At 69.0% G+C, this 20,723-nt stretch carries 16 protein-coding genes; 14 read left to right on the top strand and 2 right to left on the bottom strand.

Annotated elements, in window-relative coordinates:
* Position 1: 1 nt before the first annotated feature.
* Entirely contained in the window at positions 2 to 769 is a 768-nt protein-coding gene (gene hisF, locus VXJ25_RS06385) for an imidazole glycerol phosphate synthase subunit HisF (protein ID WP_330958373.1), read from the top strand.
* 75 nt (positions 770 to 844) lie between these two features.
* On the opposite strand, the gene VXJ25_RS06380 is transcribed toward hisF, so the two are convergent.
* Positions 845 to 1,732, bottom strand: coding sequence for an ATP-binding protein (locus VXJ25_RS06380; protein WP_330958372.1), 888 nt, complete (start codon positions 1,730 to 1,732; stop codon positions 845 to 847).
* Positions 1,733 to 1,981: 249 nt separating this feature from the next.
* Between VXJ25_RS06380 and hisI the strand changes: the two genes are divergently transcribed.
* Complete coding sequence (hisI, locus tag VXJ25_RS06375; RefSeq protein WP_330958371.1) at positions 1,982 to 2,362, top strand: phosphoribosyl-AMP cyclohydrolase; 381 nt, start codon at positions 1,982 to 1,984, stop codon at positions 2,360 to 2,362.
* Positions 2,363 to 2,380: 18 nt separating this feature from the next.
* On the opposite strand, the gene cuyB is transcribed toward hisI, so the two are convergent.
* Positions 2,381 to 3,109 (bottom strand): cysteate racemase, encoded by a 729-nt coding sequence (gene cuyB / locus VXJ25_RS06370; RefSeq protein ID WP_330958370.1) that lies wholly within the window; start codon positions 3,107 to 3,109, stop codon positions 2,381 to 2,383.
* A 170-nt stretch (positions 3,110 to 3,279) separates the two neighbouring features.
* On the opposite strand from cuyB, the gene murJ reads away from it, so the two are divergent.
* The 12 genes from murJ (at position 3,280) to whiA (ending at position 20,434) form a co-directional block, all read left to right on the top strand.
* A complete protein-coding gene (gene murJ / locus VXJ25_RS06365) occupies positions 3,280 to 5,025 on the top strand; it encodes a murein biosynthesis integral membrane protein MurJ (RefSeq protein WP_330958369.1) in 1,746 nt (581 codons plus the stop codon).
* A 169-nt stretch (positions 5,026 to 5,194) separates the two neighbouring features.
* Positions 5,195 to 7,468 (top strand): GNAT family N-acetyltransferase, encoded by a 2,274-nt coding sequence (locus VXJ25_RS06360; protein ID WP_330958368.1) that lies wholly within the window; start codon positions 5,195 to 5,197, stop codon positions 7,466 to 7,468.
* Positions 7,469 to 7,548: 80 nt separating this feature from the next.
* Complete coding sequence (gene uvrC, locus VXJ25_RS06355) at positions 7,549 to 9,576, top strand: excinuclease ABC subunit UvrC (protein WP_330958367.1); 2,028 nt, start codon at positions 7,549 to 7,551, stop codon at positions 9,574 to 9,576.
* A 221-nt stretch (positions 9,577 to 9,797) separates the two neighbouring features.
* Positions 9,798 to 11,390 carry an ABC transporter substrate-binding protein gene (locus VXJ25_RS06350; RefSeq protein ID WP_330958366.1) on the top strand — a complete coding sequence of 531 codons (1,593 nt, stop codon included), beginning with the start codon at positions 9,798 to 9,800 and terminating at the stop codon, positions 11,388 to 11,390.
* A gap of 194 nt (positions 11,391 to 11,584) precedes the next feature.
* The gene (locus tag VXJ25_RS06345; RefSeq protein WP_330958365.1) at positions 11,585 to 12,541 is read left to right on the top strand and encodes an ABC transporter permease; all 957 of its coding nucleotides are present in this window, start codon (positions 11,585 to 11,587) and stop codon (positions 12,539 to 12,541) included.
* Between the two features lie 2 nt (positions 12,542 to 12,543).
* Positions 12,544 to 14,583: a dipeptide/oligopeptide/nickel ABC transporter permease/ATP-binding protein gene (locus tag VXJ25_RS06340; protein WP_330958364.1), complete on the top strand. Its 2,040-nt coding sequence runs from the start codon at positions 12,544 to 12,546 to the stop codon at positions 14,581 to 14,583.
* A gap of 3 nt (positions 14,584 to 14,586) precedes the next feature.
* Complete coding sequence (locus VXJ25_RS06335) at positions 14,587 to 15,414, top strand: ABC transporter ATP-binding protein (RefSeq protein ID WP_330958363.1); 828 nt, start codon at positions 14,587 to 14,589, stop codon at positions 15,412 to 15,414.
* A 124-nt stretch (positions 15,415 to 15,538) separates the two neighbouring features.
* Positions 15,539 to 16,465: a dihydrodipicolinate synthase family protein gene (locus VXJ25_RS06330; protein ID WP_330958362.1), complete on the top strand. Its 927-nt coding sequence runs from the start codon at positions 15,539 to 15,541 to the stop codon at positions 16,463 to 16,465.
* Between the two features lie 104 nt (positions 16,466 to 16,569).
* Positions 16,570 to 17,535 carry an ROK family protein gene (locus VXJ25_RS06325; protein WP_330958361.1) on the top strand — a complete coding sequence of 322 codons (966 nt, stop codon included), beginning with the start codon at positions 16,570 to 16,572 and terminating at the stop codon, positions 17,533 to 17,535.
* A 56-nt stretch (positions 17,536 to 17,591) separates the two neighbouring features.
* Positions 17,592 to 18,281 carry an N-acetylmannosamine-6-phosphate 2-epimerase gene (locus VXJ25_RS06320; protein ID WP_330958360.1) on the top strand — a complete coding sequence of 230 codons (690 nt, stop codon included), beginning with the start codon at positions 17,592 to 17,594 and terminating at the stop codon, positions 18,279 to 18,281.
* Between the two features lie 199 nt (positions 18,282 to 18,480).
* Entirely contained in the window at positions 18,481 to 19,443 is a 963-nt protein-coding gene (gene rapZ, locus VXJ25_RS06315) for an RNase adapter RapZ (RefSeq protein WP_330958359.1), read from the top strand.
* A 4-nt stretch (positions 19,444 to 19,447) separates the two neighbouring features.
* Complete coding sequence (gene whiA / locus VXJ25_RS06310; protein ID WP_330958358.1) at positions 19,448 to 20,434, top strand: DNA-binding protein WhiA; 987 nt, start codon at positions 19,448 to 19,450, stop codon at positions 20,432 to 20,434.
* The last annotated feature ends 289 nt before the right edge of the window (positions 20,435 to 20,723 follow it).

Genomic DNA, 20,723 nt, shown 5'->3' with positions numbered 1-20,723 from the left:
CATGCTTACCAAGAGAGTCATACCCTGCCTGGACGTGAAGGACGGGCGCGTGGTGAAGGGCGTCAACTTCGTCGGCCTGAGGGATGCGGGCGACCCGGTCGAGCTCGCGAGCGCCTACGACCGCGAGGGTGCCGACGAGGTCGTCTTCCTCGACATCACGGCCACGAGCGACGAGCGCAAGACGACGGTCGACCTCGCGAGCAGGGCCTCCGCCGAGCTCAGGATCCCCTACGCCGTAGGCGGGGGCTTCAGGAGGCTCGAGGACATGGTGCGGATGATCTCCGCGGGGGCAGACAAGGTCTCGCTCAACTCGGCGGCGGTCAAGGACCCCGGCCTCATCACCGTGGCCGCCCGCGCCTTCGGTAGCCAGGCGGTCCTCGTCGCGATCGACGCCAAGCGGGTCGGCCGGGGCGACAGGTGGGAGGTCTACGTCGCGGGCGGGCGCAAGCCCACGGGGATCGACGCCGTCCAGTGGGCCGAGGAGGCCGCGCGCCGCGGAGCGGGGGAGATCCTCCTCACGAGCATGGACCGCGACGGTACCAAGGAGGGCTTCGACCTCGCGCTGACCCGCGCCGTCGCGCGCGCCGTCCCCATCCCCGTCATCGCCTCGGGCGGCGTCGGCACGCTCGAGCACTTCGCCGAGGGCATCATCGAGGGGGAGGCGGACGCGGTGCTCGCGGCCAGCGTCTTCCACTTCGGTACGTTCACGGTGAGGCAGGTCAAGGAGTACATGGCCTCGCAGGGCATCCCCGTGCGCCTCGACTTCTGATCGGGCCTTCCGGGCGCGACCCGACCGGCCACTTGCGCGGCCCGCGCCCGGCTGCCGAGGCGCTTGCTGCGCCCCCTAGACCGAGTAGATGGGCGAGAGGAGCATCCTGCCGTCGACCGCGTTCTCCTTGAGGAGCTGGTCCCAGGCCCCGATGTTGCTCTTGATGGTGAGCCTCACGGACTGGCCGTCGAGCACGTCGAGCTCGTCGAAGACGGGGTGCTCGAGGCTCGTGACGTGGTCGAAGAGGGTGGAGTCGCGCTCGACGGACTCGCGCGAGATGCCGAGGGCGGCGAGGGTGTGGCTGATGCGCGGGTTGCGGCTCTCCATGAGGGAGGTGCGCGTCGTGGTGCTGCTGCCGTCCTCCTCGCGGGTGGGCGTGCCCGGGGAGACGATCTGCATGCGGTCGTTGAAGATCGTGATGTGCACGTAGCTCGAGCTGCGGTAGGAGCGGTGCATGAGCGCCCCGATGAGCCCGTCCACCCACGTCTGGCGGGGGTAGTCCCTGATCTGCCTGAGCCTGCCGTCCGTGTCGAGGAAGGTCACGTGACCGGTGAGCTCCGCGACGGTCTCCTCCGCCAGGCTGATGAGGATGGGCAGCGGCCCGTCGAGGATGAGGTCGCGGATGCAGATGGGCTCCTCGCCCGCAGACACCGCGGAGAACTTGCCGACGTGCACGCGCGCGCAGGGGAGGAGGAGGTTCGGGCTTCGTGCGAACATGATGACGGCGCCGTTGGTCAGCGCGTCGTTCCTGAGGTAGCCGGCCACTGCGAGGTACCCCTCGTTGGAGCCACGGTAGCCGAGGGCCTCGCGGCAGGTCTCGAGCAGCTCGCCGTCGAGGTCGTCCCAGGACGCCCCCGGGCAGGGCTCGTCCTCGAAGGCGAGCCTCGGTGACGGCGCCGCGCCCGTGCGCCCGCCCGCGACCCCCGCGGGCCGCCGTCCGATGGAATCCGCGCTGACTGACATGGCCACCCCAACCGCCGAACCGACGAATATCAAAGGGTTTATCCATGCGGGCGATCGCGCAAACCACGTATTCGGAGAGCGGCGCCCACCGCTCGCCCAGGGCCCCTCGGATGGGCTACTCTGGGGCCGTGCCCGGGCGTGTCCCTGGCCGTGTCCCGGGCGTGCCTCGGGCGTCCCGGGGCCAGATGACAACAGGAGGCAGGTACGTCGGCCGGCCGGGTGGTGCGGCCGGCGGGGAGGGGAGGACCCATGGAGGAGAAGGACGGCGCCGGCAGCTACGCCGGCGAGGCGCTGGGCGAGGTGGCGCTCGCGGAGGCCGCGATCGGCTACGACGAGCGGGGCCTCGTCCCCGTCGTGGTCCAGCAGGCGGGCTCGGGCGAGGTGCTGATGGTCGCCTGGGCGAACGAGGAGGCGATCCGCCTGACCTTCTCGACCCAGACGAGCTGGTTCTGGTCGCGCTCCCGCAAGGAGCTGTGGAACAAGGGCGCCACCAGCGGCAACGTGCAGCGCGTCGAGCGCGTCCTCGTGGACTGCGACGCCGACACCCTCGTCTACGAGGTCGACTCCCCCGGCCCCGCCTGCCACACGGGCCACAGGAGCTGCTTCTTCCGCGAGCTCACGGGGGAGTAGCGCGGGCGTGGGGCCTCGCTACATCTCCACCATGCCGCCAGCCTCGCGGGCGTCGAGGTAGAGCTCGACGCAGCGCCCGGCCAGGATGTCGAGGGAGTCGAAGAGGTAGTCGGGCCGCTCGCGCAGGTCCTGGAAGATGACGGAGAGCTCGGTGCAGCCCACGACCACCGCGTCGCAGCCCGCGTCGCGCAGGCGGCGGACCACGCCGAGGAACTCGTCCGCGTCGTAGGGCCTGTTCGCCTTCACGCAGTCGTAGATGAGCGACATGAGGGTGCGCCGGTCGTCGTCCCCAGGGGTCATGGTCTCGAGGCCCGCCTCGCGGAAGTAGCCCTGGAAGACCCCCGACTCGATGGTGCCGTCGGTCGCCATGAGGCCCACGGTGCCGCCGGTGCCGATGGTCCTGGAGATGCGCCGGGCCGTCTCGCTCATGATGTTGAGGACCGGTACCCCGACCGAGCTGGCGATGGCGTCGTAGAAGTAGTGCGCCGTGTTGCAGGGGATGGCGAGGTAGTCCGCGCCGGCGTCCTCGAGCCAGCGCGCGACCTTCACCATCTCGGGCTGCGGGTCGGGCATTTCGTGGTCGAGGATGTAGGCGGTGCGGTCGGGGATCTGCGGATCGTTGAACACGATCATGGGGATGTTGTCCTGGTCGCGCGCGGCCGGCGTCTTCTTGATGATCGCCTCCATGAAGTAGGCGGTGGCGAGCGGGCCCACCCCGCCGACGATGCCGAGAACAGGCTTGTGCATGGCTGCATCTCCGTAGAGTTGGTGTTTGTGTGCGGCTTCGGCCGGCCGTCCGCCGGCAGCGAGGGTACCCTTCCCACGAGAAAAACGCGTGGGTGCGAGGCGGCCCCGGGCGCTCGGCCCGCTCGCGCGAACGGACGACAAGCAAGAGTCTACCCCGCGAGAGGATGTCCATGGCAGAACCGAAGCATCTCAGGAGGCCGTCCGGCGAGGCGGGGGAGGCGGGGGCAGGCGCTCAGGAGGCCCCCAAGGGCGCGGACGCCGCCGCGGCGGCCCCTGCGGCAGGGGGCTCCGGGCCCGACCAGGCCGGGCCCGCCCGGCCCGAGACCGGCGACGCCTCCCAGGACGGCTCCGCCGGCTCGGTCGCCAGGTCCGCCGCGATGATGAGCGTCCTTGTCATCATCTCGCGCATCACGGGCCTCATGCGCACCTGGGGCCAGTCGATCGCCCTGGGCGTCACGGGCCTCGCGAGCGTCTACACCGTCGCCAACAACATGCCCAACATGCTCTACGAGCTCGTGGCTGGCGGCGTGATCATGACGGCGTTCCTGCCGACCTACATCCAGGTGAGGAAGAGGCTCGGGCGGGAGGGCTCGAACCGCTACGCTTCCAACCTCATCGCCATCGTCGGCCTGTTCATGCTCGTCCTGACGGCCGTCTCCCTCGTCTTCGCCGACTTCGTCATCTGGACCAACTCCGCCGGCGCCGCTGAGGGCTTCGACCACGACCTGTCGGTCTACTTCTTCCGCTTCTTCGCGATCGAGGTCGTGCTCTACGCGCTCTCCTCGATCCTCTCGGGCATCCTGAACGCGGAGCGCGACTACTTCTGGAGCAACGCGGCGCCGATCTTCAACAACGTGATCTGCACCCTCTCCTTCGTGCTCTACCTGGTCTTCGCCAAGTCCAACCCCACGGTCGCCATCCTTTCGCTCGCGCTCGGCAACCCCCTGGGCGTCCTCGTGCAGGTGCTGCTCCAGGTGCCCTCCCTCAAGCGCCACGGCATCCGGCTGCGCCTCCTGGTCGACTTCCACGACCCCGCGCTCAGGGACATGCTCTCCATCGGCCTGCCCACCCTTGTGGTCACGGTCGCGTCCTTCCCGACGGTCTCGGTCATGTCGTCGGCTGCCTCGCAGGTCACGGCCGCCGGGCCCTCGATCGCGTACTACTCGCGCATCTGGTACATGCTGCCCTACTCGGTCTTCGCGGTCCCCATCACGGTCGCCCTGTTCACCGAGCTCTCCCAGTACGCCTCCGACGGGGACATGGACTCCTTCAAGCGGGGCCTGCTGTTCGGCGTCAACCGCATCAACTTCTGGCTCGTCCCGTTCATGATGTACCTGATGGTGTTCGCCCCCGAGCTCTCCTACCTCCTCGCCGCCGGGCGCATCGACTCCCAGGCGCTCGCGGAGATGTCCGTCTACCTCGTCTTCCTCGCCACGGCGCTGCCCGCCTACGGCGTCTCGACCCTCCTGCAGAAGGTCTGCTCCTCGCTGCACCGCATGATGGCCTACGCCGTGGCGGCCGTGGTCGGGGCCGCGGTGCAGGTCGCCTTCTGCCTCTGGGCGGTCGGCCCCTTTGGGCTCGCGGGGGTGGCGTTCTCCTCGACCCTGTACTACGCGGCGATCGACGTGGTGGCCCTCTTCAGCCTGCGCAGGACCCTGGGGCACGTCGGCGTCTCCCGGATGGCCGCCTCGGCGCTGCGCTCGCTCGTGGTCGGCCTTGCCGGCGCGGCCGTGGGCGCCCTCGTGCTGGCGGGCGTGACCTCGGCCCTGGGAGAGGTCCACTCGCTCCTCGGCAGCGTCCTGTACTGCGTCGCCGGCGGCGTGCCGGCGGTCGCGGTCACCTACGGCCTTGCGCTCGCCACCAAGATGCCCGAGTCCCGGGAGGTCAAGGCCCTTCTCCGCAGGTCGCGCTCATAGCGGCGGCCGCCTGCGGGCTGGCCGCGCGCCGCGCGCGGCTTTCTGTAGCTACCGTGCAAAGCGGCCCCGCGCCCGTGCGGTGCCGTAGAATCGCTAGGACGCCGCCGCCCCGAGGGGCGCCCGGCCGGCACAGAACCGACGTCGGGCCCCGCGCCCGCTTGGAGGCCCCATGCAGCTTAGAGAGGTCAGCTTCGATCAGTTGGAGTCCGAGGCAAAGGGCCTCGGCTGCGAGTTGCCCATCGAGCAGACGGAGGTGTGGGCCCGCTACCAGGACACCGTCCCCGGCCGCAGCCAGTGGGGCTCCTTCGTGGTCGAGGAGGACGGCGCGGCCGTCGCCTTCGTGAGCTTCCTCGACTTCGAGACCCATGGCTACCACTACCTGCGCTCCGGCCACGGTCCCGTCTGGGTCGCCGAGCCCACCCCCGAGCAGGAGTCCGCCGCGCTCGCCGCGATCGCCGAGTGCGTGCGCGCCCGCGACCCCAAGGTCGTCTTCGTGCGCCTGGCCGTCCGCGCCGAGCTGCCCGAGACCCACGCCGTCCTGTCGACCATCCCCTACGACCAGACGGTCGTTATCGACCTCACCGGCTCCGAGGAGGACGTCCTCTCCCGCTTCAAGACCCGCGGCCGCCGCGACGTCCGCAAGGCGCTGCGCGAGAGCCCGGCGTCCTACGCCGACGAGACCGAGCGGGCGCGCGAGTCCTTCTCCGAGTACTACGACGTGATCGTGGAGACCGGGCGGCGCGACGGCTTCGAGCCCGCGCCGGCCTCGGACTACGAGGACATGCTCCGCATCCTCGGGCCCTCCCACTGCCGCCTGTACGCGGGCAGGGTCGACGGCAAGGTCGTGACCTGGTCGATCGTCACCATCAACGGCACCCGCGCGACGCGCTACTACGGCGCCTCGCGCACCGAGTTCCAGCGCGCGCACGTCACCGACGGGCTGGTCTTCTGGGAGTGCCGCGACCTGGCGGGCGAGAAGGGCTGCACGGCCTACGACATGATGGGCATCGGCTCTGACTTCGCGCCGTCCCTCATGGGCCTGAACGAGTTCAAGTGCAAGTTCTCCAAGGAGGTCACCCCGGTCGCGCCCGACCGCGACCTCCCGATTAAGCAGGCTCTCTACGCGCTGCTCACGCAGGCCCACGGCTTCGTCGCCGCGCGCCGCGAGCGCAAGGCCGCCGAGGCCGAGCGCGCGCTGCGCGAGAGGCCGCGCGAGGACCTCGTCCCCGTGATCGTGGGCGGCGACATCGGCGCGTACTCGCTCGGCGTGGAGATGCACGCGGCCTACCACTGCAAGAGCGTCTGCCTGGCGTCCGCCCCGATCGCGGCGATCCAGCACTCCGACATCTTCGACGTGCGCCCCATCGCCAAGGTCACCTCCGACGAGATCGTCCGCGCCGTCACCCAGATCGCGCAGGAGAACCCGGACAAGAAGGTCTTCCTCACGGGCAACACCGACGGCGTGATCTACGCCATCAACGGGGCCAAGGACCGCCTGCCCGCCAACGTCTTCTACGCCGTCCCCTCCGAGGAGGTCGTGGAGCTCGTCTCAGACAAGGCCCGCTTCCAGGCCCTGTGCGAGGAGGTCGGCATCGACGTCCCGAGGACCGAGTACGTCGACCTTGCGGGCGACGCCCCCGTCGCACCCTGCGGCCTCGCCTTCCCCGTCGTCGCCAAGCCCGCCGTCTCGGCGCGCTACGACCACCTCTACGCCCAGGGCTTCAAGAAGGTCTACTTCCTCCACGAGCAGTCCGAGCTCGACGCCCTCTGGGCGGATCTGCGCGCCGCCGGCTTCCACGGCGAGTTCCTGGTCCAGGAGCTCATCGAGGGCGACGACACCAACATCGACTGCCTCACCGTCTACGTGGCGAGCGACGGTACGCTGGCGATGTACGGCTCGGCGCAGGTCCTCCTCGAGGACCACGCGCCCACCATGCTCGGTAATCCCGTCGCGATGATCTCGCGCCCCATGCCGGACAGCTGGAAGAAGATCGAGGCCCTGCTCAAGCACCTCGAGGATAAGGGCTACCCCTACCGGGGCTTCTGCAACTTCGACACCAAGCGCGACCCGAGGACCGGCCGGGTGGTCTTCATGGACATGAACCCGCGGATCGGCCGCGGCTCCTACTACAACGTCGCCGGCGGCATCAACCCCATGCGCTGCTGCGTGGAGGACGTGATCGACCACAAGAAGCCGCGCGCGGTCAAGATCTTCGAGAAGGGCCTCTTCACCGTCGTGCCGGTGGTCCTCGTGGAGAAGTACGTCTCGGGCGACCTCCTCGAGGAGGTGCGCGAGCTGGCGTCCTCGGGCAAGGTCTTCGACCCGCAGCGCTACCTCGGCGACCGCAACCCCGGCCACCGGCTGGCCGTGGAGCTCACCGAGCGCAACCAGATCCGCAAGTTCCAGACCTTCTACCCGGAGCCGACCGAGACCTCCTTCTAGGGGGAGGTCGCGCCGGGCGGGTGCGGCGTCAGCGGGGCGACGCCCCGCGGCGCGCCCGCCCGGCGGGTATACTCTGACGCATGACGATCAAGGACCCCGGTTACGAGCCGGACATACAGGCGGACCTCAAGGCCCCCACGCCCGAGGCGGAGGGCCTGCCCTCGATAGCCGAGCAGGTGGACCAGGTCCCCACCGAGCCCGGCTGCTACCTCTGGAAGGACGCCCAGGACCAGGTCATCTACGTCGGCAAGGCCAAGAACCTGCGCGCTCGCATGCGCCAGTACACGACCCTCGCGGACGACCGCGCCAAGATTCCCCTGATGATGCAGGTGGTGCGCTCGTTCGACTACATCGTGGTCGGCAACGAGCACGAGGCCCTCGTGCTCGAGCGCAACCTGATCGAGCAGTACCACCCCTACTTCAACGTCGACTTCAAGGACGACAAGAGCTACCCCTACATCGCCATCACGGAGTCCGACGTCTTCCCCGCGATCAAGTACACGCGCGAGCGCCACCGCAAGGGCACCCGCTACTTCGGCCCCTACACCGACGCCCACGCCGCGCGCGACACGATCGACACGCTGCGCAAGGTCATCCCCATCTGCTCGGCCGGCTGCGCGCAGTGGAAGCGCGTGAGGCGCATGCTGGAGAAGAACCCGGACGACGCGGCCGTCGCCAACCTGCTTCTGGCCGAGAGCGGCAGGCCCTGCTTCGACTACCACGTCGGCCGGGGGCCGGGCGTCTGCGTCGGCGCGATCGGCACGGTCGAGTACGCCCGGCACGTGAGCCAGGTCGAGCGCTTCCTCTCGGGCAAGCGCTCCGAGGTCGTCGACGAGCTCACCTCCCAGATGCAGGAGGCCGCCTCGGAGCTCGAGTTCGAGCGCGCGGGGCGCATCAAGCACCGTCTCGACGCCATCGGCGCGCTCGACGCCAAGCAGGAGGTGGTCTTCTCGTCGGCCGTGAGCCTCGACCTCATCGGCTTCTACCGCGAGGAGACCATCTCGGCCGCCTGCGTCTTCGTGGTGCGCGAGGGCCGCACGATCCGCTCGAGCGAGTTCGTCCTCAACAAGGGCAACGACGTGGACGAGGTCGAGCTCCAGGGGGGCTTCCTCAAGCGCTACTACGACGAGACGGCCGACATCCCCTCCGAGGTCGACCTCATGGTGGACCTGCCGGACGCCGAGGTGGTGGGGGAGTGGCTCTCCGAGAAGCGCGGCAGGCGCTGCCGCGTCAGGCGGCCGCAGCGCGGCGAGAAGCTCCACCTGCTCGAGATGGCGGCCGCCAACGCCCACCATGCCCTCAACCGCTACATGGTGCGCACCGGCTACGCGGACGACCGCACCAACCAGGCCCTTCTCCAGCTTGAGAGCGCCCTGGCCCTCGATGCGCCCCCCATGCGCATCGAGTGCTTCGACATCTCGACCCTGCACGGGCGCTTCACGGTCGCCTCGATGGTGGTCTTCACCAACGGGCGCCCGGACAAGTCTCAGTACCGCCGCTTCAAGATCCAGGCGCCGCTCGAGGAGGCCAACGACTTCGTCTCGATGGGCGAGGTGCTGGGCAGGCGCTACGGGCCCAAGACCATGGCCGACGAGCGCTTCGGCAAGGCGCCGGACCTCCTCGTCCTCGACGGCGGCAAGCCCCAGCTCTCGGCCGCCCTCGAGCAGCTCGACCGGCTCGGGCTCGACATACCCTGCTGCGGCCTCGCCAAGAGCGACGAGGAGGTCTTCGTGCCCTGGGACGAGACGCCAATCGTCCTTCCCTCGGGCTCGGCCTCCCTCTACCTCATCAAGCAGGTGCGCGACGAGAGCCACCGCTTTGCCATCACCTTCCACCGCGAGCTGCGCGACAAGGCCATGACCGTCTCCGTCCTGGACGACGTGCCGGGGGTGGGGCCCACGCGCAAGCGCGCGCTCCTGCGCCATTTCGGCTCCATGAAGCGGCTGCGCGCCGCGAGCGTCGACCAGATCGCCTCCGTGAGGGGGATCCCCGAGCAGGTCGCCGAGGCGGTCTTCTGCGCCCTGCGCGCCTGGGATGCGGAGCGCGAGGCGCTGGGTGGACGGCTTGCGGGCGCAGAGGGCGGCGACGGAGGCACCAACGAGGATTAAATGTTATATAGATTTTCAGGTAACAGGCTAATTCTTTCAGGAAACAGCGTTCATTCTACCGTCAGGCCCCTATATTTGTCTCATTGGGCGAAACTGGCTTCCCTAAATGTAATGGCCCCCATACTCTGGGAATCAAGCGCAGCAGCGACGTGCGCCAACCGGCCGGGGCCCTCCGCCTTGGCCCCGCCGCTGCGCGAGGGACTCTACGAATGGGGGATCACATGAAGGACATGAACCTGTCGCGTCGTTCTTTCCTCGGCCTGGCCGGTACCACGGCCGCCGCCAGCCTCGCGCTCGCGGGCTGTGGTGGCTCCAGCTCCGAGGGCGGCTCCACCGGCGGCACCGTCGGCGGCGGCACCATCACGGCCGGCACCGCGTACTCCACGCAGAACTACAACCCCTCCAGCACTTCCTCGGCGCTGGCGCTCGGCACCAACTGGCACGTCGTCGAGGGCCTCTACGGCATCGACTACCACGACTACAGCACCTTCCCGGAGCTGGCGACCGGCGACCCCAAGCAGGTCGACGACACCACCTACGAGATCACCCTGCGCGACGGCGCGAAGTTCTCCGACGGCAGCGCCGTCACGCCCGAGGACGTCATCGAGTCCTTCGCCCGCGCCTCCGCCGAGGGCAACATCTACGTCTCCATGCTGACGCCGATCGCCTCCGTGGAGAAGAAGGACGAGAAGACCCTCACCGTCAAGACCACGGTCCCCAACTTCGCGCTCCTGAAGGACCGCCTCGCCATCGTGCGCGTCGTCCCCGCCTCCTCCACCAAGGACGACATGACCAACAAGCCCATCGGCTCCGGCCCCTGGATGTACGACTCCATTACGGACAACACCGTCGAGCTCGTCCCCAACCCCAACTACAACGGCAGCTTCCCCGCCAAGGACAACAAGATCCACTACGACGTCCTGAAGGACGCCACGGCTCGCGTCACCGCCCAGCAGGAGGGCTCCACCCTCGTCATGGAGATGGTCACCGCTGACGCCGTCTCCCAGCTCGAGAGCGCCGGCTGCTCCATCGACACGGTCGACGGCTTCGGCACCCGCTTCATGATGTTCGACGTCGCCAAGGCCCCCTGGGACAACGTCAAGGTCCGCCAGGCCGTCATGTACGCCCTCAACTACGACCAGATGATCCAGAACGCCTTTGCCGGCATGGCAAAGGCGCCGACCTCCTACCTGCCCGAGAGCTTCTCCAACTACCACAGGGCCTCGACGGTCTACACCTACGACGTCGAGAAGGCCAAGTCCCTCATCAAGGAGGCGGGCATCACCCCGGGCGCAATCGAGCTGCGCACGACCGACAACGAGCAGGTCGTCGCCATGGCGACGCAGGTCAAGAACGACCTCGACGCCCTCGGCTTCAGCACCACGATTAAGACGGACACCTCCGCGGCGACCTACGCCGCCATCGACCAGGGCGACAACACCTACGACCTGCTGCTTGCCCCGGGCGACCCGTCCTGCTTCGGCGCCGACCCCGACCTGCTCATGAACTGGTGGTACGGCAACAACGTCTGGATGAAGACCCGCTGCCCCTGGATCGAGTCCGACGAGTGGAAGCAGCTCAGCTCCCTCATGCAGGAGGCCCTCGGCCAATCCGGCGACGAGCGCCAGCAGACCTGGAACAAGTGCTTCGACCTCCTCTCCGAGAACGTGCCGCTCTACCCGGTGATCCAGGTCCAGACCACCACGGCCTCCTGGCGTGATACCGCCAACGCCAACGGCACCAAGATCGAGAACTTCTCCGGCATCGGCACCACGGGCCTGTACTTCGTCGGCTCCAACACCGTCAGCGCGTAGCGGACCTCCGGCGGGCGCCTTCGGGCGCCCGCACGACACGGGGACGTTCGCGCCGCGAAGGCGTAACGTCCCCGTGCCTGCCTCGCAACTCGGGCCCGAGTAGACTCAGGTGGACCTGGAAGAATCTACTCGGGCTTTCAGGAGAGCGTATTTGTTATACCAATAGGGGAATAGTCAGGAGAGGAGAGGGGAACGTGAACAACCTGCTGCGTCTCATCGGTCGTCGTCTCGTAGCCCTGCCGATCATGGCACTCGGCGTGACGATCCTGGTGTTCGTGCTCATGTCGTTCTCGCACGTCGATCCGGCGTACAATGCCCTCGGCGAGTCCGCGACGCCCGAGGCCGTCGCCCAGTACCACGAGGAGCACGGCCTGGACGACCCGCTGCTGGTCCGCTACGGCCGCTACATGGGGGGTCTCGTCCACGGCGACCTCGGCACCTACGGTGCCGCCAACTACTCGGTGGGCGAGAGGATCAGCAGGGCCCTGCCGGTCACCATGCAGCTCACCTTCATCGGTCTCATCATCGGCGCGATCGTCTCGTTCCTGCTCGGCGTGCTCGCCGCGCTCTACCGCGACCGCTGGCCGGACCAGGTGATCCGCGTCATCTCGATCGCGGGCATCGCGACGCCCTCCTTCTGGCTCGCCGTCCTGCTCATCCTGCTCTTCTCGAGCTACATGCACGCCCTGCCCGCCTCCGGCGCCCTGCCCGCCTTCACGAGCAACCCCGGCGGCTACTTCGCGCGCATGCTCATGCCCTGCATCGCCCTGGCCTTCCCGCTGACCGGCCAGATGACGCGTATCGTCCGCACCGCGATGGTCGAGGAGCTCGACAAGGACTACGTCCGCACCGCGAAGGGCGGCGGCCTGCCGCAGTCGGTGATCGTGGGGCGCAACGTCCTGCGCAACGCGCTCATCACCCCCGTCACCACCCTCGGCATGAAGATCGGCTACCTCATGGGCGGCGCGGTCGTCATCGAGGTCATCTTCAACCTCCCGGGCATGGGCACCGCCATCCTCGAGGGCATCCAGGGCAACGAGACCAACCTCGTCCAGGGGGTCGTCATCGTCGTCGCGCTCTCGTTCATCGTCATCAACATCGTGGTCGACATGCTCTACATCCTTATCAACCCGCGCATTAGGACGGTGTAGACATGATTACTAAGAGAAGGGAACAGGCGGAGCAGCTCGAGGAGGCCGCCGCCAGGGGCGCTAAGCTCGGCGGGCTCAAGAAGATGAGTACCGGCTCCAAGATCGCCCTCGTGCTCCTCGTCGCCGTGGTGCTGCTCTCCGTCCTCGCGGCCGTCATCGCCCCGCACAACCCCACCGACATCTTCACCGCGCGCCAGGCCCCTGGCAGCGGCTTCCTCTTCGGCACCGACGACAAGGGCCGCGACATCCTGTCGCGCATGCTCTACGGCGGCCGCTACTCACTGGTGATCGGCTTCGGATCCGTCCTGTTCGCGCTCGTGTTCGGCTCCATCATCGGCGCGATTGCCGCGGTCTCGGGCAAGGTCGTCTCCGAGGTGATCATGCGCATCCTGGACATCATCATGTCCTTCCCCGGTATCGCCCTGGCCGCCGTCTTCGTGACGATCCTCGGCAACTCGGTGCCCGCCATCATCTTCTCCATCGGCTTCATGTACACGCCGCAGATCGCCCGCATCGTGCGCGCCAACATCGTGTCGGAGTACGGCGAGGACTACGTGCGTGCCGTCATCGTCTCCGGCGCCCGCGCGCCCTGGATCCTGTGGCGCCACGTCCTGCGCAACTGCATCGCCCCGATCATGGTGTTCACCGTGACGCTCGTCGCCGACGCGATCATCTTCGAGGCGTCCCTGACCTTCATCGGCGCCGGCATCACCGAGCCGACCCCGACCTGGGGCAACATCCTCGCCGACGCCCGCGCCGGCGTCCTCGCCGGCCGCTGGTGGCAGGCCCTGTTCCCCGGCCTGGCCATCATGGTCACCTGCCTCGCGCTCAACATCCTCGCCGAGGGCCTGACCGACGCAATGGCCGCCGCGCCCGGCGCGCCCGTCGAGGTCGAGAACGCCGAGTCGCGCCGCAAGGACGACATCCTCGCCTCCGACCCGGTGCGCGCCTACGCCGAGCAGGCCGCCTCCCTCAACCGCCGCCTGTCCGACCTGCGCGCAGTCGAGCTCAGGCGCACCGACCGCCACGTGCCGGACTTCTCCGTGAAGCCGCTGCTCGAGGTCAAGAACCTGAGCATCAGCTTCGAGAGCCACGGCGACACCAAGGTCGTGGACAACGTCAGCTTCGACGTGCGCCCCGGCCAGTGCATGGCCCTCGTCGGCGAGTCGGGATGCGGCAAGTCCATCACCACCAAGGCGATCATGAACCTGACCGACCCCAAGGAGACCCTCACGGGCCAGATCCTCTACAAGGGCCAGGACCTGCTGAAGCTCTCCTCCGAGGAGCACCGCAAGCTCCTCGGCACCGAGCTCGCCATGGTCTACCAGGACGCGCTCTCCTCGCTCAATCCCTCCATGCTCATCTCCACCCAGATGAAGCAGCTCACGAGCCGCGGCGGCACCCGCAGCGCCGAGGAGCTCCTCGAGCTCGTCGGCCTCGACCCCAAGCGCACGCTCGAGAGCTACCCGCACGAGCTCTCCGGCGGCCAGCGCCAGCGCGTCCTCATCGCTATGGCGCTCACCCGCGACCCGTCGCTGGTCATCTGCGACGAGCCCACGACCGCCCTCGACGTCACCGTCCAGAAGCAGGTCATCAAGCTTCTGAACGACCTGCAAGCCAAGCTCGGCTTCGCGATGATCTTCGTCTCGCACGACCTGGCGCTCGTCGCCGAGGTCGCCTCCGAGATCACGGTCATGTACGCCGGCCAGATCGTGGAGCAGGCGCCCACCAAGGAGCTGCTCACCAACCCGATCCACGAGTACACCCGCGGCCTGCTCGGCTCGGTCCTCTCCATCGAGGAGGGCGCCAAGGACGGCTCCCGCCTGCACCAGGTGCCCGGCTCCGTCCCCTCCCCGGAGGACTTCCCGGCCGGCGACCGCTTCGCGCCGCGCTCGAGCCATCCGACGCTCGGCCTCGACGTCCACCCCGTCCTGAAGGACCTGCCCGGCGATGCCCACCACAGGTTCTCGGAGCTGCCGGATGCCTACCTCAGGGAGAACGGTCTCGTCCCGTACCTCGACAACCTCGCGAAGGAGGCCTAGGCCATGGCAGAAGAGAACAGCGCCTCCACGGAGCCGATCATCTTCCTGGACGACATCTCCGTCACCTTCAGGACCCGCACGGGCTCGCTGATCCACCCGAACCTCGTCCACGCGGTGCAGGGCGTCACCGTCAAGCTCATGCCGGGGGAGACCATCGGCATCGTCGGCGAGTCCGGCTGCGGCAAGTCGACCACCGCGAACGTCATGTGCGGCCTGCAGTCGCCCACCAGCGGCAAGGTCTACTTCATGGGGACCGACGTCACCAAGAGGACGGCCGACCTGCGCAAGAAGATCGGCCGCGTGGTCTCGGTCGTCTTCCAGGACCCGGCGACCGCGCTCAACCCGCGCATGGTCGTCCGCGAGCAGCTGCTCGACCCGCTGCTGGTCCACAAGGTCGGGAGCAGCGCCGAGCAGGAGCGGCGCATCAACGAGCTGGTCGAGCTCGTCGGCCTGCCGCACTCCGCCCTGAGGGCGCTGCCGGGGCAGCTCTCCGGCGGCCAGCGCCAGCGCGTCGCCATCGCCCGCGCCATGTCGCTCAACCCCAAGGCCATCATCGCCGACGAGCCCACCTCGGCCCTCGACGTCTCGGTCCGCGCCCAGATCCTCAACCTCTTGACGGACCTCAAGCACGACCTCGGCCTCTCCATGATCTTCATCAGTCACGACATCCAGACGGTCCGCTACATCTCCGATCGCATCATCGTGATGAACCACGGCCAGATCATGGAGCAGGGCCCTGCGAAGCAGGTGTTCGAGCACCCGCAGGACGCCTACACTAAGACCCTGCTGGGGGCCGCCCCGTCGCTCTTGCACCCCAAGCTGGGGCAGTAGGCTTGAGAGCCGGCCGCCGGGCGCGCCCGGCGGCCGCGCGGCCTCCCCGGACGCCCGTCCCGGTCGCGCCCGGGGGCTATCAGAAGCCCAGCTAAGAACCCACGAGAAGGAGAGAAGCAAAACAATGTCCGACTTCAAGATCTCCGGCGTCGTCCCGCCCGTCGTCGTGCCCGACACGCCCGAGGGCGCCCTCGACGTCCCCTCGTTCGAGCGCAGCATCAACCGCATGATCGACGCGGGCGTCGACGGCCTGTTCTTCCTCGGCTCCTCGGGCGAGGTCGCCTTCGTGACCGACGAGCGCCGCGAGCAGATCATCCGCGAGGCGGTCCGCATCGTCGACCACCGCGTCCCGGTCCTCGTGGGCGTCATCGACACCGAGACCGAGCGCGTCCTCGAGCACGGCCGCCAGGCCCTCGCCCTGGGCGCCGACGCCCTCGTCGCCACCGCCCCCTTCTACGCGCTGGGCGGCATGGCCGAGGTCGAGAACCACTTCCGCATCCTCCACGAGGAGCTCGACGCCCCGATCTTCGCCTACGACATCCCCGTCTGCGTCCACGTGAAGCTCCCCTGGAAGCTCCTGGTCAGGCTGGGCGAGGAGGGCGTGCTCGCCGGCGTCAAGGACTCCTCCGGCGACGACATCAGCTTCCGCTACCTCTGCGAGGCCAACGCCAAGGCGGGCCACCCCCTGAGCGTCCTTTCCGGCCACGAGATGGTCGTGGACTGCGCCTACCTCTCCGGCGCCGACGGGTCGGTGCCCGGCCTCGCCAACGTCGAGCCCTACGGCTACGTCCGGATGTGGAAGGACGCCCAGGCCAAGGACTGGGAGGCGGCCCGAAAGGAGCAGGAGCGCATCAACGAGATTAGCCACATCTTCGACGTGACGAGTGGCGTGGTCGGCTACGGCGCCGGCGTCGGCTCCTTCAAGACCGCCCTGTGGCTCATGGGCGTCTTCGACTCCAACATGATGATCCGTCCCGTCAAGCCCCTCGAGGGCGCTAACGTCGAGGCAATCCGCAAGGTCCTCGTCGAGAACGGGCTGCTCGAGGCCTAGGCACGGGGTGGCCCAGGTCACAGGGCGAGGCGGAAGCCAGTGGACGAGGGACCCGGGCGCCAGGCGGCGCCCGGGTCCCGGACGAGCAGGAGGAGGCACAAGACATGGCAGACACCAAGCGCGTGGTGGCGCTCGACATCGGCGGCACCAAGATCGCATCGGCCCTGGTGACGCTCGTCCCCGGCGAGAGGCCGCGGGTCGATGCCGTCGGCAAGGTCCCCACGGAGGCCAAGCGCGGCGGCGCGGTCGTGCTCGAGCGCGCCATCGAGTCCGTGCGCCGCGTGATCGAGGAGACGGGTGCCGCCATCGACGGGATTGGCGTCTCCTCCGCGGGCGTCATCGACCCCAGGACTGGTGACGTCACCTACGCGAACGAGATTATGCCCGGCTGGGGCGGGACGCACCTGGGCGCAGAGCTCGAGGCCGCCTTCGGCGTGCAGGCTCGCGTCATGAACGACGTGCACGCCCACGCGCTCGGCGAGGCGCGCTGGGGGGCGGGCCTCGGCAAGTCCAGCTGCCTGGTCGTCGCCGTGGGCACCGGCATCGGCGGCGCCTTCGTGAACGCCGGCTCCATCCTGCTGGGCGCCCACAACGAGGCGGGCCACATCGGCCACGTCTGCTGCACGGATGCCGTCGGCGTCCCGTGCTCATGCGGCGCGACCGGCCACCTCGAGCCCATCGCCGCTGGCCCCGGCATCATCGACAGGTACCTCGAGCTCGGCGGCAGCGAGCTCACGCCCTCGGGCGACCCCGTCGACGGCGCCTACATCGACAGGCTCGCCGCCGCGGGCGACGAGGCGGCGATTGCGGCGGAGGCCCGCTCAGGCCACGCCATCGGCGAGGTCCTTGGCAGCATGTGCAACATGTTCGACCCGGACTGCGTCATCCTGTCCGGCTCGGTCGCCCAGTGCGGCCCCGCCTGGCACGACGCCATGGCCCGCGGCTGGAACGAGTCGGTGATGCCGCCCGTCGCCAAGACCCCGGTCGTCTCCGGCTCGCTCGGCGGGGACGCGCCGCTGGTCGGCGCGGCCGAGAACGTCGTCAGCTCCGGGTACGCGGAGTTCGCGTAAGGCACGTTGGGCGGGCGCCCGGAGGGCCCGCCCTCATCAGAGGCAGGGGAGAGGATATGGAGATTTCACCGCTCGTAGAGTCCCTCAGGGGCAAGCTCATCGTCAGCGTCCAGGCCTACCCGGGCGAGCCCCTGCGCCACCCGGAGACCATGGCGCAGATGGCCCAGGCGTGCGAGGAGGGCGGTGCCGCCGCGATCCGCTGCCAGGGCCTGTCCGACATCGCCGCCATCAAGGGCCGCGTCGAGATTCCGGTCATCGGCCTGTGGAAGGAGGGGCACGAGGGCGTCTACATCACCCCGACCCTCCGCCACGCCGTGGCCTGCGTCAACGCCGGCGCCGACGTCGTGGCGCTCGACGCCACCGACCGTCCGCGCCCTGACGGCCGCACCTTTGAGGAGACCGTGCGCGACCTGCGCGCCCAGTGTGAGACGCTCGTGATGGCCGACTGCATGACCATCGAGGACATCCGCCGCGGCGTCGCCTGCGGCTGCGACCTCGTCTCCACGACGCTCAGCCACAACAAGCCGGCCATCCAGACCACCATGGACGAGGGGCCAGACCTCGCCCTTCTCCGCCAGGCGACCGAGGAGTTCCCGGGACTGCCCATCGTGTGCGAGGGCCACGTCCACACTCCGGCGGACGGAGCCGCCGCCATCGAGGCCGGCGCCTGGTCGGTCGTCGTGGGCACGGGCATCACGCACCCCACGAGCCTGACCAAGTGGTTCAAGGCCGCCATCGAGGGATAGCCACCCCCGCCCGAAGGAGAGGGCAGAGGCCCCCGGGCACGACGCCCGGGGGCCTCGTGCGTTCAGGCGGGCGTGCGGTGGCGTGTCCTTCTCGCCTGTAGTCCGCATGGGGGTGGGCGAGCGTCGCTGCGCGCGCCCGCGCGTTCGCGTATCCTTGGCGGCGTGGGTTTGTCCCGTCGCACTTCCAGGGGTGATGTGCATGAGCGACGCAAGCGTGGAGATGCGGGCCGCCGAGGCGCAGAGCCGCGTCCCGGACATCGTGGTCATCACGGGCATGTCGGGCAGCGGCAGGACCCAGGCGATGCACGCCCTCGAGGACATGGGCTACTTCTGCATCGACAACCTCCCGCCCCGCCTGATCCTGCAGCTCGCAGAGATCGTGGGCATCAACAACGGCGTCGGCCGCCACCTCGCGGTCACCTGCGACGTCCGCTCACAGGGACTTTTCGACGAGCTCAACGACGCCCTCGAGGAGCTGCCCTCCCACGAGCTCTCCTACAAGGTCGTCTTCCTCGACTGCTCCACCGAGGAGCTGATGAGGCGCTACAACGAAAACCGCCGCCGCCACCCCATCGCCGTGTCGGGCGAGAGCATCGAGCACGCCATCGGCCGTGAGCGCAGGCAGCTCGAGAGCGTCAAGGCCCACTCCGACCTCGTGATAGACACGAGCCACCTGCACGCCAACGAGCTGCGGCGCCGCGTGCGGCAGGCCTTCTCCTCCCTGGGGGAGCAGCAGCTCCTCGACGTGAACGTCTTCTCGTTCGGCTTCAAGTACGGCATGCCGCAGGAAGCCGACCTCCTCGTGGACGTGCGCTTCCTCGCGAACCCGTTCTACGACCCCGAGATGCGTCGCCTGACCGGCCTCGACGCGAAGGTGCGCGACTTCGTCCTTGCGCAGGAGATCACGAGGCGCTTCTCGGAGCGGTGGTTCGGCATGCTCGACGTCGTGCTGCCCGGCTACATCACGGAGGGCAAGGCGCGCGTCAACGTGGCCATCGGCTGCACCGGGGGGCAGCACCGCAGCGTCGCCATCGCCGCGGCGACCGCCGCCCACCTCGAGCAGGCGGGATACCACGTCGCGCTCTCGCACCGCGACCTTTCGCGCGCGGACGTGAGCCCGGCCTCCGTGGCAGCGCGCCGCCCCGAGGGCGGGGCGCGGTAGCGCCATGTCGTTCACGGCGGAGGTGAAAGACGAGCTCTCCCGCGTGGAGGGCGACTGCGAGGGCTGCGGGCTGGCCGAGCTCTCCGCCCTCATGCGCATCTGCGGCACCCTCACGCTCACGGGAAGCGGGCGCCACTCGATCCGCGTCTCGACGGAGACGGGCGCGGTGGCGCGCAGCACGATCAAGCTCACCCACGAGCTCCTCGACCTGGAGACCCTGCTCACGGTGAGGCGCTCCGTGCTGCACAAGGCGCGCAACTACCTGATAGAGATCCCCGAGCAGGACCGGCTGGCCTCCCAGCTCGAGCGGCTCCAGATCCTGGACCCCGGCCTCAAGATCCACCCCGGCGTCCCCGAACGCCTCCTCGGGCCCGCGTGCTGCCGCGCCGCCTTCGTCCGGGGCGCCTTCATGGCCGGCGGCTTCGTCGCCGACCCCCGTGGCGACTTCCACCTCGAGATCGCGGTGGTGGGGGAGGAGTTCGCGCGCGGCCTGGCCGACGTCCTCTCCTCCCTGGGCATCCAAGCCCGCCTCAACCACCGGCGCGGCGCCTTCGCCATCTACCTCAAGAGCTTCGACGACGTGGAGAGCATGCTCCAGGTGATGGGCGCCGGTCGCTCGGCGCACACCGTGGCGCGCGTGCGCGAGCTCAAGTCGGTCAAGAACGACGTCCAGCGCAGGGTGAACGCGGAGATCGCCAACCAGGCCAGGCAGACCGCCTCCGCCCTCGACCAGCGCCTCCTCGTGGACCGGGTGCGCTCGACCGTGGGGCTGAGGTCGCTCCCGCCCGCGCTCAGGGAGTTCTGCGAGCTCAGGGAGCGCCACCCCGGCGCCTCGCTCGCCGAGCTCGGCAGCCTCGCCACCCCCGAGGCGTCGAAGTCCGCCATGTACCACCGGCTGCTCAGGCTCCAGGCCATGGTGGACGCCGCCGAGGCCGCCGAGGGGGAGCGCGAGGCCGGCGAGGCCGCCGAGGGGGCCCGAAAGGGCGATTGAGGTTTGGGCGAAAGGTCCTTCTCGCTAGGCAAGCGGTAGTAAAACCGGTCGCCGATTTGTGGAGAATCGCCGGCGCACGCGCATAAGTTGACCAGGATTCGCGGACATCTGAAAGCGCCTGCGGCGGAGAAGCCCCAGCTCACAGCCACGCGCGGGCCCGCAGGACTCCCGGCCGGGGCGGGCGCGGAATCTCGTGTTTAATCAAAGGCATCTTTGTGGCTATACTGTGAGAGGAAGGCATTGACCCGTCTGGGGATCGGCCTCAGAGGGCCTTGCGAAAGGAGAAGGC

Origin of the sequence: Olsenella absiana (genome assembly GCF_036408855.1) — a bacterium.
Taxonomy (GTDB): Bacteria; Actinomycetota; Coriobacteriia; order Coriobacteriales; family Atopobiaceae; genus Olsenella_K; species Olsenella_K absiana.
The sequence above is the reverse complement of the archived record's forward strand: the minus strand, read 5'-3'. Positions and strand labels throughout refer to the sequence as shown.

Coding starts and splice junctions, on each gene's coding strand:
- VXJ25_RS06335 (WP_330958363.1), top strand. CDS start 14,587: ATGGCAGAAGAGAACAGCGCCTCCACGGAGCCGATCATCTTCCTGGAC.
- murJ (WP_330958369.1), top strand. CDS start 3,280: ATGGCAGAACCGAAGCATCTCAGGAGGCCGTCCGGCGAGGCGGGGGAG.
- uvrC (WP_330958367.1), top strand. CDS start 7,549: ATGACGATCAAGGACCCCGGTTACGAGCCGGACATACAGGCGGACCTC.
- VXJ25_RS06330 (WP_330958362.1), top strand. CDS start 15,539: ATGTCCGACTTCAAGATCTCCGGCGTCGTCCCGCCCGTCGTCGTGCCC.
- whiA (WP_330958358.1), top strand. CDS start 19,448: ATGTCGTTCACGGCGGAGGTGAAAGACGAGCTCTCCCGCGTGGAGGGC.
- cuyB (WP_330958370.1), bottom strand. CDS start 3,109: ATGCACAAGCCTGTTCTCGGCATCGTCGGCGGGGTGGGCCCGCTCGCC.
- VXJ25_RS06325 (WP_330958361.1), top strand. CDS start 16,570: ATGGCAGACACCAAGCGCGTGGTGGCGCTCGACATCGGCGGCACCAAG.
- VXJ25_RS06350 (WP_330958366.1), top strand. CDS start 9,798: ATGAAGGACATGAACCTGTCGCGTCGTTCTTTCCTCGGCCTGGCCGGT.
- VXJ25_RS06360 (WP_330958368.1), top strand. CDS start 5,195: ATGCAGCTTAGAGAGGTCAGCTTCGATCAGTTGGAGTCCGAGGCAAAG.
- VXJ25_RS06380 (WP_330958372.1), bottom strand. CDS start 1,732: ATGTCAGTCAGCGCGGATTCCATCGGACGGCGGCCCGCGGGGGTCGCG.
- VXJ25_RS06320 (WP_330958360.1), top strand. CDS start 17,592: ATGGAGATTTCACCGCTCGTAGAGTCCCTCAGGGGCAAGCTCATCGTC.
- hisF (WP_330958373.1), top strand. CDS start 2: ATGCTTACCAAGAGAGTCATACCCTGCCTGGACGTGAAGGACGGGCGC.
- rapZ (WP_330958359.1), top strand. CDS start 18,481: ATGAGCGACGCAAGCGTGGAGATGCGGGCCGCCGAGGCGCAGAGCCGC.
- hisI (WP_330958371.1), top strand. CDS start 1,982: ATGGAGGAGAAGGACGGCGCCGGCAGCTACGCCGGCGAGGCGCTGGGC.
- VXJ25_RS06340 (WP_330958364.1), top strand. CDS start 12,544: ATGATTACTAAGAGAAGGGAACAGGCGGAGCAGCTCGAGGAGGCCGCC.